Raw genomic sequence first — 14,201 nt, forward strand, 5'->3', positions numbered from 1 at the left:
GCCCCCTCTCACTCCCCACCACGCACTAGAACTCTTTCCCCACCTTGATCCCGACGGTGCGGGGCTGGTTCGGGACGATATAGGCCTGGGTTCCGCAGACGCTCTCGGCGCATTCGGCGTAGCGGTTCAGGCTGGCCCGCTTGTCGAAGACGTTCTTGAGGTAGAGCTGCATCGACCAGCTGTCCTTGGACAGGCCGGTCGAGAAGTCGACCACCGAGTAGCGGCCCTGCTTGCCGATGATCTCGCGCTCCTTGAGGCGCAGATCGGTCCAGTTCGAGGTCTGGCCCATGACCGACACCTGCCAGAAGCCGTCATAGTCGGCGACCTGGTACTGGTAGCGGGCCGTGATGTTGGCCTTGAACTTGGGCGTGATCGGCAGGCGCGTGCCGTCCGGCGCTTGCGGGCCGTCGGGGAACGCCGTCGAACCGACCGGGCAGGTCGTGATCGGCGTGCCGGCGCTGTCGGTCGCGCCGCAATAGTTGGCGGTCAGCTTGGCGTCGGTATAGGCGGCCGAGGCGTTCAGCGTGAAGCCGTTGACCGGCGCCCAGGTGATGTCGCTCTCGATGCCCTTGATGCGCGCCTGGTTGGCGTTCTTGATCTCGGTCAGGCCGTTGGCCCCCAGGATCGAGAACTGGAAGCCCGACCAGTCCTCCATGAAGATCGCGCCGTTCCAGCGGAACGCCCCGCCCCACGAGGTCTTCCAGCCGGCCTCGTAGTTCTTCAGATAGTCGGCCTGGTACGGCGGCAGCGTCGAACGGCGGTTGATGCCGCCCGGCCGGAAGCCCTTCGAGTAGGTGGCGTAGACCAGCTTGTCGCCGTCGATCTTGTAGGTCAGCGTCACCTTCGGCGAGTTGCCGCTCTCCTTGGTGCCCTTGTCCAGATTGGTGCAGGGCGAACCGGCCACCACCGGCCCCTTGAAGCAGGCCCGCTCGCCGGTCGAGCCGTAGCCCGTGCCGTAGCCGTAGAAGCCGACCAGGGTGTTGTGCGCCTTGAAGAAGCGGATGCCGGCGGTCAGCATCAGCTTGTCGGTGATGTCGTACTCGGCCTGGCCGAAGATCGCCTTGTCGCGATCGATCCGCTGCTGGGCGGTCAGCCAGATGGTGCCGACATAGCCCGGCACCGACAGGGTGCTGCCCAGGCCGTCGATCTTGTAGTTCTGGAAGATGCCGTGCTTCTGCTTCTGGTAGAAGCCGCCGACCACGAACCGCAGCTTCTGGTCCTGCGGCGAGGCGATGCGGATCTCGTGGCTTTCCTTGCGATAGCGGTCGCGGCCCTGGATGTACTGCGACGGGTTCACCAGGTTGCCGGCGTTGTCGGTCCAGTAGAAGCCGTAGCCGACCTGGTCGTAGAAGTACGAGTAGTCGGTGTAGTCCTGGTTGGTCTCGTCGTTGCGCTTCAGGTACGAGCCGGCATAGGTGACGTCCAGATTGGCGACCTGGCCCTCGATGGTCAGGGCTGCCTGGACCCACTTGTCCTTGCTGCTTTCCGGATAGAAGTGCGTGACCTTCAGGTCGCCGACCTGCGGATCATAGGCGAACAGGCCGCCGACCTTTTGCACCTGGCCCATGACGCTGGGGGTGATCACCCAGTTGTCGTCCAGCTCGACCCGCAGGGCCGCGCGGCCGCCTTGGGTGTAGACGCTGTTGTAGTTCTTCCGCACCCGGTTCTTGTTGTTGATCGTGTAGTCGTTGGTCGGGTCGGTGTCGCCGCGATCATAGGTGCGCGTGCCCGCCACGTTGTCGATATAGCCGGCGTCGCGGACGTCCCAGCCGACCGCGCGGACGGCGATCTTGTCCGACAGCGGAATGTTGACGAAGCCTTCGATCGTGTGGCCCGTCCCGCCGTGATCGACCTTGTTGGCCTCGACATCGACGCCCGCCGAGAAGCCGGCTGTCGTGGGCTTGTTGGTGATGATCCGCAGGGTCCCCGCCTGCGAACTGGCGCCGTACAGCGTGCCTTGCGGACCGGCCAGGGCCTCGACCCGGGCGATGTCGTAGACGTGGATGTCCAGCGCGCCCTGGATCGTGGTGACCGGCTGCTCGTCCAGATAGGTCCCGACGCTGGGCAGCGAACCCGAGTGGTTGCCGTCGCCGCCGCTGGCGACACCGCGCATATAGACCTGGCCAAAGCCCGGCCCGCTGGTCGTGAACGACACGCTGGGCAGGTACTTCACATAGTCGACGAAGCTGGCGACCTGCAGCTGCTCCAGCTTCTCTCCGCCGAGCGCCTGGATGCTGACCGGAACGTCCTGCAGATTCTCGGACCGCTTCTGCGCGGTGACGACGACCTCCTCGAGGGCTGTCGTGCTTTGACCAGATTGGGCGTGCGCGACGCCCGTAAGCATTGTGGTGGCGAACAAGGCGGCAGAGCAGACGCCGACCTTCTTCAAACGAACCGATCCCGACGACATACAGTCGCTCCCCTTGGCGGCTTTGATCGAACGAGGTTCGGCCTGCCTCAGGGCCTCGGCAAGATTGGAAATTTCAGTTTGGTGTCAATTCCTTGAAGTGTTGCACAAATGGCAAGGCGCGATGGAGGCCGCGTTGAGATGGTCAAATAACGGGCGGGTCGGGATAAGCGTCCAACACCGGGCCCAATGCCTGCTTGAGCGGGTCCAGATGCGATTCGAATTTCTGCCAGTGCTCGACGGCGTCCTTGAAGATCGGGCGGCGCACCTGCTCTGAACTGGCGGTGCGTACGGCGCGATCGTTCTCGTGCGGCGACAGACAGGCTTCCTCGAACGGTAGCCCGCAGTGGGCCAGCAGCGCGCGGATTTCCGCCTCCGGGTCGGCGATCATGTGCTCGTAGATCACCCGATGCACACGGCCGGGCAGCACCGCATCGAAATGCGTCATCAGGTCGACGTAGTCGGCGTAGTAGCGGCCGATGTCGGTCAGGTCGTAGCTGAACGCCTGCCCCCGCGCGAAGTGCTGCTTGAAGCCCGAGAAGCAGCAACCCAGCGGGTGGCGGCGGGCGTCGATGATCTTCGCATTGGGCAGGATCAGGTGGATCAACCCGGCGTGCGCGAAGTTGTTGGGCATCTTGTCGATGAAGAACGGCCGGTCGGTCTTCCGCTGGATTCGCGTGCGCTCCAGGAACTCCTCGCCCAGGGCCCTCAGGTCGTCGGCTGAGAGGTCGGCCAGGCTTTCCGGATAGCTCGACTCGGCGCGGGTCGCGGTCTTGCCGCCCAGGCGCCGGGCCATGACGATCAGGTCGGGCAGTTCCATGGTGCCTTCGACCATCGAGTGGCTGGCCAGAATCTGCTCCACCAGGGTCGAGCCCGAGCGCGGCAGGCCGACGACGAAGATCGGATCGGGGGCTTGCGAGCCTTGCCCGGCCCGCGCCGCCAGGAACGCCGGGGTGAACACCGCTTTGGTGCGGGCGGTGTCGGAGGCGTTCTCTTCCGGATCGTAGTCGAGCTGCTTGCGCCGGATCGCCGCCCCGGCGGCGTAGTGTTCGAACGCGGCGTCCCACAGTTCGGCGTCCTCATGCGCCTTGCCCAGGGCGTAGCGCAGGTGAAGGCGGTCTTCGTCGGAGAGGTCCGGTGTTTCTAGCGCGGCGGTCATGGCCGCAAGATCCGCCTCGCCGAACTTGACGGTCTTGAGGTTGGCCAGGCTCCACCAGGCCTCGCCCAGGGTCGGGGCCTGTTCCAGCGCCTGGCGATAGGCCGCGACGCAATCGGCCTGCCTGCCCACGGTCTTCAGCGCGTGGCCATAGCTCATCCAGCCCTTGGGCTGGTTGGGATAGTCGGCCAGCACGCGGTCATAGACGGCGATCGCGCGGTCGTATTCGCCCAGGCGCGCCAGGATGGCGGCGTGCAAGTTGGCGTAGCCGGGATGGCGAGCGTCCTTGGCGGTGAGCGTCTCGATCTGGCCCAGCGCCTCGGCGTTCTTGTTCTGGCGATAGAGCATGGTCGCCAGATTGTGCCGGGCGGCGGCGAAGTTCGGGGCCAACTCGACGCAGCGGGTCAGCAGGGCCTCGGCGTCGGCGTAGCGACCCAGGCGCGCACCGGTCTCGGCCAGCATGCGGATGGCGGCGACGTCGCCGGAGTCTGTCTTCAAACGATCCCGCAGGATCTGTTCGGCCTCGCCCAGGCGGTTGTCGGACAGGGCGGTGGCGGCCTCGACCAGGGCCGGGTCGCGGGTGGAGGCGCGCAGCTGGCGGGCCAAGGCCTTCTCGGCGCCGACGCTGTCGCCCAGCAGGTCGAGGTTTTCGGAGAGGCCGCGCCAAGCCTCCGACAGGCGCGGCTCCAGGGCGCTGGCCCGATCGAAGGCGCGGACGGCCTCGGCGGTGCGGCCCAGCTGTTCCAGGCTGAGGCCGAGTTCCAGCTGGGCCAGCGGCATGTTCGGCAGGGCGGCGGCCAGCGGCGCGACGGTATCGAGCGCGGCTTGCGGATCGCCCGACAGGCGCAGCGCGGCGGCCAGCAAACGGGTCGTGTCGGCATGACGCGGCACCGCTTCCAGGATCGCCCGCGCCTGCTCGACCGCCATCCGCGGGTCTGCCTCCAGCAGCCGCTCGGCGTGCTCGAACGCCTGGGCGAGGCTGAGGGCGGGCTGGGCGGTCGTGGACTCCATTCCATCAGGAGAGCGGAGCGTCGCGACGGGTGTCAATCCGGCCGCGTTACTTCGCGAACTTCTTCTTCAGCTCCGCCAGGGTGTACGCATTGCCCCACTCGAAGTGCCCGTACACCGTCTTGGCCTCGGCGTTGTCGCCGTAGCCCGTATTGGTCAGCCGCACCCGCGTGCCCTCCGCGATCGGGGTGAACTCGATCACCGTCACGGTCTTCTGGAACTCGCCCTGGCCCGCGAAGCCCACCGGCGCCTGAATGTTGCGGATGACCAGCAGCTGGTCGGGGATGAAGGTGACGATCTGGTTCTTGATGTTGCCCGCGTCGCCCGGCTTGGCCTTGGAGTCGTAGCTGGACTCGATCATGCCGCCGGTGCGCAGGTCGACCTGGGCCATCGGCACCGCCCAGCTCTTGAAGCCGTCGGTCGTGGCGAAGGCCTCGAACACCGCTTTCGGCGGGGCCGGGATGTCCATCGACAGCTGCAGCGCCTTCTGGCCGGCGGCGTCGACGTACGAGGTGTTCGAGACACCCGGAAAGTCCTTCCAGCTGCGCGATTGCTGAGCGCTGGCGGTCCCCATGAAAGCCAGCAACGCGGCGGCCGCGATCATCGTTGACTTGAACATCAGGTCCCCTCCCCAGGGTCGCTTGAATGACCGTTCAAGTGAAGCACGACTTGATTGAACGTTCAAGCCCGGTGCAAACTGCGGCCATGGCTCCCCAGAACCCGCTCGACACCCGCAGACGCATCCTGCTGACGGCGATGGAGCTGTTCGCCGCCAAGGGCTACGGCTCGACCTCGGTGTCGGACATCCTCTCGCGGTCGCAGGCCAACAGCGGCAGCCTGTACCACTTCTTCCCCGGCAAGCAGGACGTGCTGGTCGGGGTGCTGGAGATGTACCGCGACGGCATCCAGGAGATGCTGCTGGACCCGGCCTGGCGCGGGGTCGAGGACCCGGTCGAGCGGATCTTCGCCCTGCTGGCGGCCTATCGCGGCATGCTGCTGGAGACCGAGTGCCTGTACGGCTGCCCGATCGGCTCACTGGCGCTGGAGATCCACGAGCCCGACCCGCCGGTGCGCGAGCTGCTGGCCCAGAACTTCATCAACTGGACTGCGGCCATCGAAGGCTGCCTGAAGGACGCCGGCCTGCCGTCGGGCGTCGACCTGCGCGGCCTGTCGGAGTTCATCCTGACCACGATGGAAGGCGCGGTCATGCAGGCGCGCACCCATCGCGACATCGGCTTCTTCGACCGCAGCATCGCCCAGCTGCGCCAGCACATGGCGCTGCTGACGGCGAAGGCGCTGGCCTAGAGCCGGTCGCGCAGCGCGTACCAGGACAGCCCCGCCACCGTCAGCGGCCAGCGCAGCAGGCGGCCGCCGGGGAACGGCGGGGTCGGCAGGCGGGACAGCAGCTCCACCGGCCCGGTCTCGCCCAGCGCCGCCTCGGCCAGCAGCTTGCCGACATACGGCGCCAGCATTACGCCCTGCCCGGAATAGCCGGACGCCACGCGGACGCCCGCCGCGACCTCGCCCACGAACGGCATCCGGCTCATGGTGATGCCCAGGGTCCCACCCCAGGCGTAGGTGATCGGGATGTCCTTGAGCTGCGGATAGACCTTGGCCAGGTTCTTGCGGACCATGCCGGCGATGTCGCTCGGAAAGCCCGGCCGGTAGTTCTCGCCGCCGCCGAACAGCAGCCGGCCGTCGGCCGTCTTGCGGAAATAGTTCACGACGAAGCGGCTGTCCGACACCGCTGCGTTCGAACGGATGATCTGATCGGCCTGCTCGCCCAGCGGCGCGGTGACGGCGATGAAGTTGTTGATCGGCATGACCCGCGCACGGGCCTTGCCGGCCATGGCGTTCAGCAGGCCATCGCCGCTGAGGATCAGCTGGTCGCAGGTCACCCGGCCCGTCGCGGTTTCGACGACGATCCTGCCGCCCTCGCGTCGCCAGCTTTCGGCGCGGGTGTGCTCGTGGATCGTCGCCATCGCCCGTCGCGCCATGCCCAACGCCAGGTTCAGCGGATGCACATGCCCCCCGCCACGATCGACCAGACCGCCGTGATAGACGTCCGTGCCCAGTTCGTCCGCAAGCTCGGCCTCGCCGATCAGCGCCAACTGGTCGTAGCCATAGCGGTCGGCCATCAGCGCGACATAGGCCGCGTCCTCGGCCTCGCCGTTTGGCTTATGCCGAGCGTGGATCATCCCCGGCCGCCAGTCGCAGGGGATCGTGTCGGTCAGGGTCTTGAAGTGCGTCCGCGCGTCTTCGGCCAACCGCCACAGAGCCAGGGCGTCGTCACGACCGACGGCCTTCTCCAGCCACGCCTGGTCGCGCCGCTGGCCGGTATGGACCTGCCCGCCGTTGCGCCCGCTCGCCGCGCAGCCGACGCGGCCGGCCTCCAGCACGACGACCTTAGCGCGTCCCGCCAAGGCCATCGCCGCGCCAAGCCCCGTGAACCCCGCCCCGACGACACAGACATCGGCGCTGACGTCGCCGTCCAGCGGCGCCAGGTCGGGGTGGTCGTGGGCCGTGGCCGCGTACCAGTTCCCGGCTCCGTAAACCTCAGACATTCAGCAGCAGGAACTCCCGCTCCCACGGGCTGATCGTGCGCATGAAGGTCTCGTACTCGGCCTGTTTCACGCGGTCATAGGCCTGGCTGAAGATCGGCCCCAGGATCTCGACCAGCGGCTCGCATTCCGTGAACAGCTTGAGCGACTCCGACAGGCTGCGCGGCAGCTGCACGCCCGCCACGCTGGCGTCGGTGTCGACCGGATCGCTGGGCTTCAGGCCCTGGGTCATGCCCAGATAGCCGGCCGCCAATGAGGCGGCGATGGCCAGATACGGATTGGCGTCCGACGAAGGAATCCGGTTCTCCAGACGCCGGTTGGCCGGGTCCGACGGCGGCACCCGCAGGCCGCAGGTGCGGTTGTCGTAACCCCACTGGGTGTTGACCGGCGCACCCGAGTCTCGCGCGATCCGGCGGTACGAATTCACGTACGGCGCCAGGATCGCCATGATCGCCGGCAGATAGGTCTGCTGCCCCGCGATGAAGCCGTGGAACAGCGCCGTCTCCTCGCCGGTCTTGCGGTGCGAGAACAGGTTGTCGCCGTCCTTGTCGACGATCGACTGGTGGATGTGCATGGCGCTGCCGGGCTCGGACGCCATCGGCTTGGCCATGAAGGTGGCGTAGATCTCGTGCTCCAGCGCCACCTCGCGGATGGTGCGCTTGAACATGAACACCTGGTCGGCCAGCTCCAGCGGATTGCCGTGCCGCAGGTTGATCTCCATCTGCGCCACGCCGCTTTCGTGGATCAGGGTGTCGATCTCCAGGCCCTGGCGCTCGGAGTATTCGTACATGTCCTCGAACAGCGCATCGAACTCGTTGACCGCGCTGATCGAATAGCCCTGCCGGCCCGTCTCCGGACGCCCCGAACGGCCGATCGGCGGTTTGAGCGGGTAGTCCGGGTCGGTGTTCTTGTCGACCAGGTAGAACTCGATCTCCGGCGCCACGATGGGCACCCAGCCCTTCTCGGCATAGAGCGCCAGCACCCGCCGCAGCACCTGACGCGGGGCCTCCTCGACGGGGCGGCCGTCGGGGTGGAAGGCGTCGTGGATGACCTGGGCCGTCGGGTCCTGCGCCCACGGCACCGCCGCCAGGGTGGCGAAGTCCGGGGTCAGGAAGATGTCGGTGTCCGACTGCACCGCCGTGACCACGCCCTCGAACTCGGGGAAGTCGCCGGTGATGGTCTGGTAGAACACCGCCAGCGGCAGGTTCATCGAGGGCGTCCCGAGGAACTTGCGCACCGGCATGATCTTGCCGCGCGCCACGCCGGCGAGGTCCGGCACGACGCACTCGATCTCCTCGATGCTCTGCCGCGCGAACCAAGCCTGGGCCTCTTCCAGCGACGAGACGCCCCGGTTCAGCGTGGTCTCGCGCTTGGCCTTGTTGTGCTTCGGTTTCATGCCGCGGCCTCCGGTTTCAAGGCCCGCAGCACCGGCTCGGCCTCGTCCAGAGACTGGCGGATGATGGCGACAAGTTTGTCGATCTCGGCGTGGGTGATGATCAGCGGCGGGCAGCAGACGATGCTGTCGCGGATGGCGCGGACCATCAGGCCGTTCTTGATGCACAGGTCGCGGACGATCGGGCCGGCCTCGCCCTCCTTGTCGAGGAAGCGATGGTTCGTGCCTTTCTCGCGGACGATCTCGACGGCGCCGATCAGGCCCAGCGAGCGGGTCTCGCCGACCAGCGGGTGGTCGTTCAGAGAGGCTAGGGCCTTGGCCAGATACGGCCCGGTGTCGTCGCGGGTGCGCTCGATCAGGCCCTCGCGTTCCAGGATCTCGATGTTCTTCAACGCCACGGCCGCGCAGGTCGGGTGGCCCGAATAGGTAAAGCCGTGGATGAAGTCGCCGCCCTTCTCGCGCAGCTCGGCGACGATGTGGTCGGCCACGCCGACGGCGCTGATCGGCAGGTAGCCGGACGACAGCCCCTTGGCCATGGCGATCAGGTCGGGCTTGATGCCGTAGTGCTGGTGGCCGAACCATTGGCCCAGCCGCCCGAAGCCGCAGATCACCTCGTCGCAGACCAGCAGGACACCATACTTGCGGCAGAGCGCTTCCACCGCCGGCCAGTAGCCATCCGGCGGAATGATCACCCCGCCCGCGCCCTGCACGGGCTCGCCGATGAAGGCCGCGACGTTCTCGGGGCCAACTTCGAGGATCTTGTCCTCGATCTCCTTGACCGCGCGATCCCGGAAAGCGGCGGGGTCCTCGCCGAAGCCGTCGCCGAACGGATAGGGCTGCATCACGTGCTCGACGCCCGCGATCGGCAGGTCGCCCTGCTTGTGCATGTGCTTCATGCCGCCCAGCGAGACGCCGGCCACGGTCGAGCCGTGATAGGCGTTCCAGCGGCTGATGAAGACCGTCCGCGACGGCTGGTCCTTGAGCTTCCAGTAGTGGCGGACCAGGCGGAAGACCGTGTCGTTGGCCTCCGAGCCCGACGAGTTGAAGAACACGTGGCTCAGCTGGCCGCCCATCTTCTCGGCGATCTTGGCCGCCAGGGTCACGGTCGGCGGCGTCGCGGTCTTGAAGAAGGTGTTGTAGTACGGCAGCTCCAGCATCTGCTCGTAGGCGGCGTCGGCCAACTCCTTGCGGCCGTAACCGACATTGACGCACCACAGGCCGGCCATGCCGTCCAGGATCTGGTGACCCTCGCCATCGTGGATGTAGACGCCGTCGGCGCGGGTGATGATCCGGCTGCCGCCCAGCTCGGCGATGACCTTGTGGTCGGCCTGGGCCGGCAGGTGGTGGGCCAGATCGAGGCGCTTGAGCTCGGCGATGTCGTGGTTGCGGATCGGGACGGTCATGAGGCTTTCCCTGCTTCACTCTTTATCCGCTCATCCCCGCGAAAGCGGGGACCCAAGCGGTGTTTGTTGTTTCGCTGGAGCACTCACCGCCAGCTCGGCTTGGGTCCCCGCTTTCGCGGGGATGATCGGTTTGGGGGCTAGGACAACAACACCGCCGGCGAGCAGGCGTGCCAGCACAGCCACACCGTCTCGCCCAGCTTGAAGTCTTCCTGGTCCCAGCGGGTCAGGTTTGAGCGCTGGACCTTGATCCGGCGCCCACCGGCGATCTCGACCTCGTAGGTCGAGGAGCCGCCCAGATAGGCCTCGTGCTTGATCACGCCCGCGATGGCGTTGGTCCCTTGCGGGCAGTCGCCGAGGTTCGGGGGCGTGTCGCCTTCCTTCTTGTGCAGCTCGATCTTCTCGGGACGGATCGCCGCCCAGACCGTGCCGCCGCGCGCGCCAGTGACGCCGTGGTCCAGGAAGATATCGACCGGCAGGTCGGGCGAGCGGATCACCGCATGGCTGGGCTCATCGACGGCCAGCACGCCCTCGAACAGGTTCACCTGGCCGATGAAGTCGGCCACGAAGCGGCTGTTGGGGAACTCGTAGAGGTCGTTGGGCGAGGCCACCTGCTGCAGCAGACCCTTGCTCATCACCGCGCAGCGGGTGGCCAGGGCCAGCGCTTCGTCCTGGTCGTGGGTGACCATGATGAAGGTGATGCCGACCTTCTCCTGCAGGGTGCACAACTCGGTGCGCATCTGTTCGCGCAGCTTGGCGTCCAGGGCCGATAGCGGCTCGTCCAGGAGCAGCACGCGCGGCCGCTTGACCAGCGCCCGCGCCAGGGCCACGCGCTGGCGTTGGCCGCCCGACAGCTGGTCGGGCTTGCGGCCGCCATAGCCGCCCAGTTGCACCAGCTCCAGGGCCTCCTCGACGCGGCGGTCGCGCTCGGCCTTGCCGACCTTGTCGACCACCAGGCCGTAGGCGACGTTGTCGGCCACGGTCATGTGCGGGAACACGGCGTAGGACTGGAACACCATGTTCACCGGCCGCTTGTTGGGCGGCACGCTTACGATGTCCTCGCCGTCGATCAGGATACGGCCCTCGGTGGGCGTCTCGAAGCCGGCCAGCATGCGCAGCAGCGTGGTCTTGCCGCAGCCCGACGGGCCCAGCAGGGCGAAGAACTCGCCCTCGGTCACGGTCAGGGAGACGTTGTCGACAGCGGCCACCTTGCCGAAGCGTTTGGTGACGTTCTCGAAGGTGATGATCGGCTTGCTCATTTAGCGTCCCCCGCCCCATGCCCCGCGGTCGCGGCCGGGTCCCCCTGCAGTTTCAGCGCCGCCGCGGTCAGCAGCACGGTCAGCACAATCAGCACCGTCGAGGCCGCATTGACCTCCGGCGTCACCGAGAAGCGGACCATCGAATAGACCTTCACCGGGAAGGTCACCGTGTCGGGACCGGCGGTGAAGAAGGTGATGACGAAGTCGTCCAGGCTCAGCGTGAAGGCCAATAGCGCCCCGGCCACCAGCGACGGGGCCATGTGCGGCAGGATCACGTCGCGGATGGTGCGGAACTCGCCGGCCCCCAGGTCGCGGGCCGCCTCCTCCATCTCGCGGTTGAAGCTGGCCATGCGGGCGCGCACGACCACCGCCACGAACGGGAACGAGAACGACACGTGGGCGATGATGATCGCCCCCAGGTTCAGCGGCCACGGCAGGTCCTGCGGCCAGGGCATGACCCGGGCGAAGAACACCAGCATGGCCACGCCCATGCAGATCTCGGGCACCACGATCGGCAGGGCCAGGGCCCCGTCCAGGACCGTCTTGCCGGGGAAGCGGAAGCGCCACAAAACGAGGGCCGCGGAGGCGCCGAGGATCAGGCTGATCACCGTTGAGGCCGCCGCGATCGTCAGGCTGTTGCCGAACGCCTCCAGCAGGGCGGAGTCGTTGAACAGCTTGTCGTAATATTTGAGCGTGAAGCCCTTCCAGACGATGTTGCGCTTGCTGTCGTTGAAGCTGAACACCATCAGCGCGATCAGCGGCGCGTAGAGGAAGACCCCCACGGCGGCCAGCCAGGCCTGCATCTGCCAGCGGCGGAGGTATTCGAGGGGGCCGGGAGCGCTACGCTTGCTCATGCCTTGGCCTCCGGCGTGCGCTTAGCCAGCAGCGCCTGGATCGCGATGGCGATGAAGGTCAGGTACATCAGCACGAACGACATGGCCGCGCCGAAGGGCCAGTCGTTGGCGCGCTTGAACTGGCGCTCGATGACGTTGGCGATCATCTGGCTGTCGGGACCGCCCAGCAGGTCAGGCGTCAGATAGGCCCCCAGCGCCGGGATGAAGGTGATCAGCACGCCCGAGGCGATGCCCGGCAGGGCCAGCGGCACGACCACCTTGAACAGGGTCCGCAGGTGCCCGGCGCCGAGGTCCAGGCTGGCCTCCAGCAGCGACTTGTCGAGCCTATCGAGGGCCGAATAGAGCGGCAGCACCATGAAGGGCAGGTGCACGTAGACGAGCCCCAGGATCACCGCGAAATTGTTGTGCAGCAACTCCAGCGGCTGGAAGTCGCCCAGCGGCTGCAGGCCGACCAGCGCCGCCAACCCTCCCCCGCCCTTCCACAGCCACTCTAGGCCCTGGTTCACGTAGCCTTCGGTGCGCAGCACGGCGATCAGGGCGTAGGTGCGGATCAGGAGGTTCGTCCAGAACGGCAGCATGATCAGCAGCAGCAGCCAGGTCTTGGCCTTGTCGGACGCGAAGGTGATGGCCAGGGCCACCGGGAAGCCAATGACCAGGCACAGGCCCGTGGTCAGGCCGGCCACCCAGGCCGACTTCAGGAAGATCTTCAGGTACAGCGGCTCGATCGCCCGGGCGTAGTTGCTGAACGTGCCGCTGATGGCGATCTCGGTCAGGCCGGCGTTGTGGCCGAAGCTGTAGGCCCAGACGATCGCCATGGGCGCGAGGAAGAACAGCACCAGCCACACCAGCGGCGGTCCCAGCGCCGCGGCGAAGACGGCTTTCGCCTGTTTCCAGGATTGTTCCATCGTCAGCATCTCTCCCTTCCCCCTTTGATGGGGGAAGGGCGGGGTTGGGGGTGAAAGCGGTTCAGAACTTGGCGAGGCTGGAGTGACGTCCACCGTGGGTGTCACCCCATCCCCACCCCTTCCCCATCAAGGGGAAGGGAGCCGGATCAGGCCGCCCGCACCCGCGTGATGACTTCCTCGTACAGGCTGGCCTTCTCGGCCCCTTCGAACGCCCCGTACTCGCACTTGGCCATGACGTCGGCCGGCGGGAAGATCACCTTGTTCTCGCGGTACTCCTCCGGCATCAGCGCCTTGGCCGCAGCATTGGGGGTCGGGTAGAGGATCGTCTTGGTGATCTCGGCCCCGGCCTGGGCGTCCAGCAGGTAGTTGATGAAGGCGTGGGCGTTGTTGGGACGTGGCGCACCCTTGGGGATGCACAGGGTGTCGCTGTTGATCAGCGAGCCTTCCTTGGGCACCACGAAGTCGATGTCCGGGTCGTCCTTCATCACCTGAGCGATGTCGCCGTTGTATTCGAGGACCAGGTCAACTTCCTTCGAGACCAGCAGGTCCTGGCCGTTGTCGTCGTGGAAGGCCTTCACGAACGGCTTCTGCTTGATCAGCATCTGCTCGATCTTGGGGATCATGTCGGCCGGGATGTCGTTGACCGAGTGGCCCAGATACTTGGCCGACAGGCGCACCAGGTCGGCGCTTTCCGACAGCAGGGCGATGCGGCCCTTGTACTTGTCGCTGTCGAACAGCCACTTCCAGCTGTCGGGTACGCCGTCGACCTTGCTCTTGCGATAGCCGATGCCCAGCAGCAGCCAGGTGTAGGGCATCGAATACTTCCGGCCCGGATCGAAGTCCGGATTGAGGAAGGACGGGTCGATGTTCTTCATGTTCGGGATCTTGGCGTGATCCAACGGCTCGAGCATGCCGGCCTGGCCCATGCGGGTCACGAACTCGTTCGACGGCACGATCACGTCGAAGCCCGGATTGCCCGCCTTGAGCTTGGCGAACAGTTCGTCGTTGGTCGCGAACAGGCTCATGTTCACGTCGACGCCGGTGGCCTTCTTGTAGTCGCCCAGCGTGGTCTCGCCGATATAGGTGTCCCAGTTGTAGAAGTTCAGCTTGGGCTCTTCGCCGTTCGCTCCGGTGGCCTTGGGTTTCTCGCCGCAGGCCGTGAAGCTGAGGCCGATGGCCGCCGCCCCGAAGGCCGTCAGAAGCGAGCGCCGCGAGGCCCCGCCGTTCCTGTATCCGCTCATCCGAAACTCCCTCATGT

The 14,201-nt window shown here is 66.7% G+C and carries 11 protein-coding genes; 1 reads left to right on the forward strand and 10 read right to left on the reverse strand.

Translation table 11 applies throughout. The features are described 5' to 3' along the window. Positions 1–25: 25 nt before the first annotated feature. The 3 genes from AC1RRR_RS12325 to AC1RRR_RS12335 all read right to left on the reverse strand — a co-directional run bounded on the left by AC1RRR_RS12325 (position 26) and on the right by AC1RRR_RS12335 (position 5,190). A complete protein-coding gene (locus tag AC1RRR_RS12325; RefSeq protein ID WP_492813392.1) occupies positions 26–2,410 on the reverse strand; it encodes a TonB-dependent receptor in 2,385 nt (794 codons plus the stop codon). 142 nt (positions 2,411–2,552) lie between these two features. Continuing rightward, positions 2,553–4,574: a tetratricopeptide repeat-containing sulfotransferase family protein gene (locus AC1RRR_RS12330; protein WP_492813394.1), complete on the reverse strand. Its 2,022-nt coding sequence runs from the start codon at positions 4,572–4,574 to the stop codon at positions 2,553–2,555. 46 nt (positions 4,575–4,620) lie between these two features. Next, positions 4,621–5,190 (reverse strand): SRPBCC family protein, encoded by a 570-nt coding sequence (locus tag AC1RRR_RS12335; RefSeq protein ID WP_492813395.1) that lies wholly within the window; start codon positions 5,188–5,190, stop codon positions 4,621–4,623. A gap of 86 nt (positions 5,191–5,276) precedes the next feature. Between AC1RRR_RS12335 and AC1RRR_RS12340 the strand changes: the two genes are divergently transcribed. Beyond that, complete coding sequence (locus AC1RRR_RS12340; RefSeq protein WP_492813397.1) at positions 5,277–5,876, forward strand: TetR/AcrR family transcriptional regulator; 600 nt, start codon at positions 5,277–5,279, stop codon at positions 5,874–5,876. On the opposite strand, the gene AC1RRR_RS12345 is transcribed toward AC1RRR_RS12340, so the two are convergent. The 7 genes from AC1RRR_RS12345 to AC1RRR_RS12375 all read right to left on the reverse strand — a co-directional run bounded on the left by AC1RRR_RS12345 (position 5,873) and on the right by AC1RRR_RS12375 (position 14,184). Further along, positions 5,873–7,135: an NAD(P)/FAD-dependent oxidoreductase gene (locus AC1RRR_RS12345; protein WP_492813399.1), complete on the reverse strand. Its 1,263-nt coding sequence runs from the start codon at positions 7,133–7,135 to the stop codon at positions 5,873–5,875. The genes AC1RRR_RS12340 and AC1RRR_RS12345 overlap by 4 nt on opposite strands. Then, a complete protein-coding gene (locus AC1RRR_RS12350; protein WP_492813401.1) occupies positions 7,128–8,528 on the reverse strand; it encodes a glutamine synthetase family protein in 1,401 nt (466 codons plus the stop codon). Before AC1RRR_RS12350 ends, AC1RRR_RS12345 begins: the two co-directional genes overlap by 8 nt. Beyond that, the gene (locus AC1RRR_RS12355) at positions 8,525–9,928 is read right to left on the reverse strand and encodes an aspartate aminotransferase family protein (protein ID WP_492813403.1); all 1,404 of its coding nucleotides are present in this window, start codon (positions 9,926–9,928) and stop codon (positions 8,525–8,527) included. Before AC1RRR_RS12355 ends, AC1RRR_RS12350 begins: the two co-directional genes overlap by 4 nt. A 137-nt stretch (positions 9,929–10,065) precedes the next feature. Further along, positions 10,066–11,184 (reverse strand): ABC transporter ATP-binding protein, encoded by a 1,119-nt coding sequence (locus AC1RRR_RS12360; RefSeq protein ID WP_492813405.1) that lies wholly within the window; start codon positions 11,182–11,184, stop codon positions 10,066–10,068. Beyond that, positions 11,181–12,038, reverse strand: a complete 858-nt coding sequence (locus tag AC1RRR_RS12365; protein WP_492813407.1) for an ABC transporter permease — start codon at positions 12,036–12,038, stop codon at positions 11,181–11,183. The genes AC1RRR_RS12360 and AC1RRR_RS12365 overlap by 4 nt, the downstream gene beginning before the upstream one ends. Further along, positions 12,035–12,952: an ABC transporter permease gene (locus AC1RRR_RS12370; RefSeq protein ID WP_492813409.1), complete on the reverse strand. Its 918-nt coding sequence runs from the start codon at positions 12,950–12,952 to the stop codon at positions 12,035–12,037. The genes AC1RRR_RS12365 and AC1RRR_RS12370 overlap by 4 nt, the downstream gene beginning before the upstream one ends. A gap of 137 nt (positions 12,953–13,089) precedes the next feature. Then, a complete protein-coding gene (locus tag AC1RRR_RS12375; protein WP_492813411.1) occupies positions 13,090–14,184 on the reverse strand; it encodes an ABC transporter substrate-binding protein in 1,095 nt (364 codons plus the stop codon). Positions 14,185–14,201 lie beyond the last annotated feature (17 nt).

The sequence above is a fragment of the Caulobacter sp. GW821-FHT12D05 genome (genome assembly GCF_058807295.1).

Coding starts and splice junctions, on each gene's coding strand:
- AC1RRR_RS12325 (WP_492813392.1), bottom strand. CDS start 2,410: ATGTCGTCGGGATCGGTTCGTTTGAAGAAGGTCGGCGTCTGCTCTGCC.
- AC1RRR_RS12330 (WP_492813394.1), bottom strand. CDS start 4,574: ATGGAGTCCACGACCGCCCAGCCCGCCCTCAGCCTCGCCCAGGCGTTC.
- AC1RRR_RS12335 (WP_492813395.1), bottom strand. CDS start 5,190: ATGTTCAAGTCAACGATGATCGCGGCCGCCGCGTTGCTGGCTTTCATG.
- AC1RRR_RS12340 (WP_492813397.1), top strand. CDS start 5,277: ATGGCTCCCCAGAACCCGCTCGACACCCGCAGACGCATCCTGCTGACG.
- AC1RRR_RS12345 (WP_492813399.1), bottom strand. CDS start 7,135: ATGTCTGAGGTTTACGGAGCCGGGAACTGGTACGCGGCCACGGCCCAC.
- AC1RRR_RS12350 (WP_492813401.1), bottom strand. CDS start 8,528: ATGAAACCGAAGCACAACAAGGCCAAGCGCGAGACCACGCTGAACCGG.
- AC1RRR_RS12355 (WP_492813403.1), bottom strand. CDS start 9,928: ATGACCGTCCCGATCCGCAACCACGACATCGCCGAGCTCAAGCGCCTC.
- AC1RRR_RS12360 (WP_492813405.1), bottom strand. CDS start 11,184: ATGAGCAAGCCGATCATCACCTTCGAGAACGTCACCAAACGCTTCGGC.
- AC1RRR_RS12365 (WP_492813407.1), bottom strand. CDS start 12,038: ATGAGCAAGCGTAGCGCTCCCGGCCCCCTCGAATACCTCCGCCGCTGG.
- AC1RRR_RS12370 (WP_492813409.1), bottom strand. CDS start 12,952: ATGCTGACGATGGAACAATCCTGGAAACAGGCGAAAGCCGTCTTCGCC.
- AC1RRR_RS12375 (WP_492813411.1), bottom strand. CDS start 14,184: ATGAGCGGATACAGGAACGGCGGGGCCTCGCGGCGCTCGCTTCTGACG.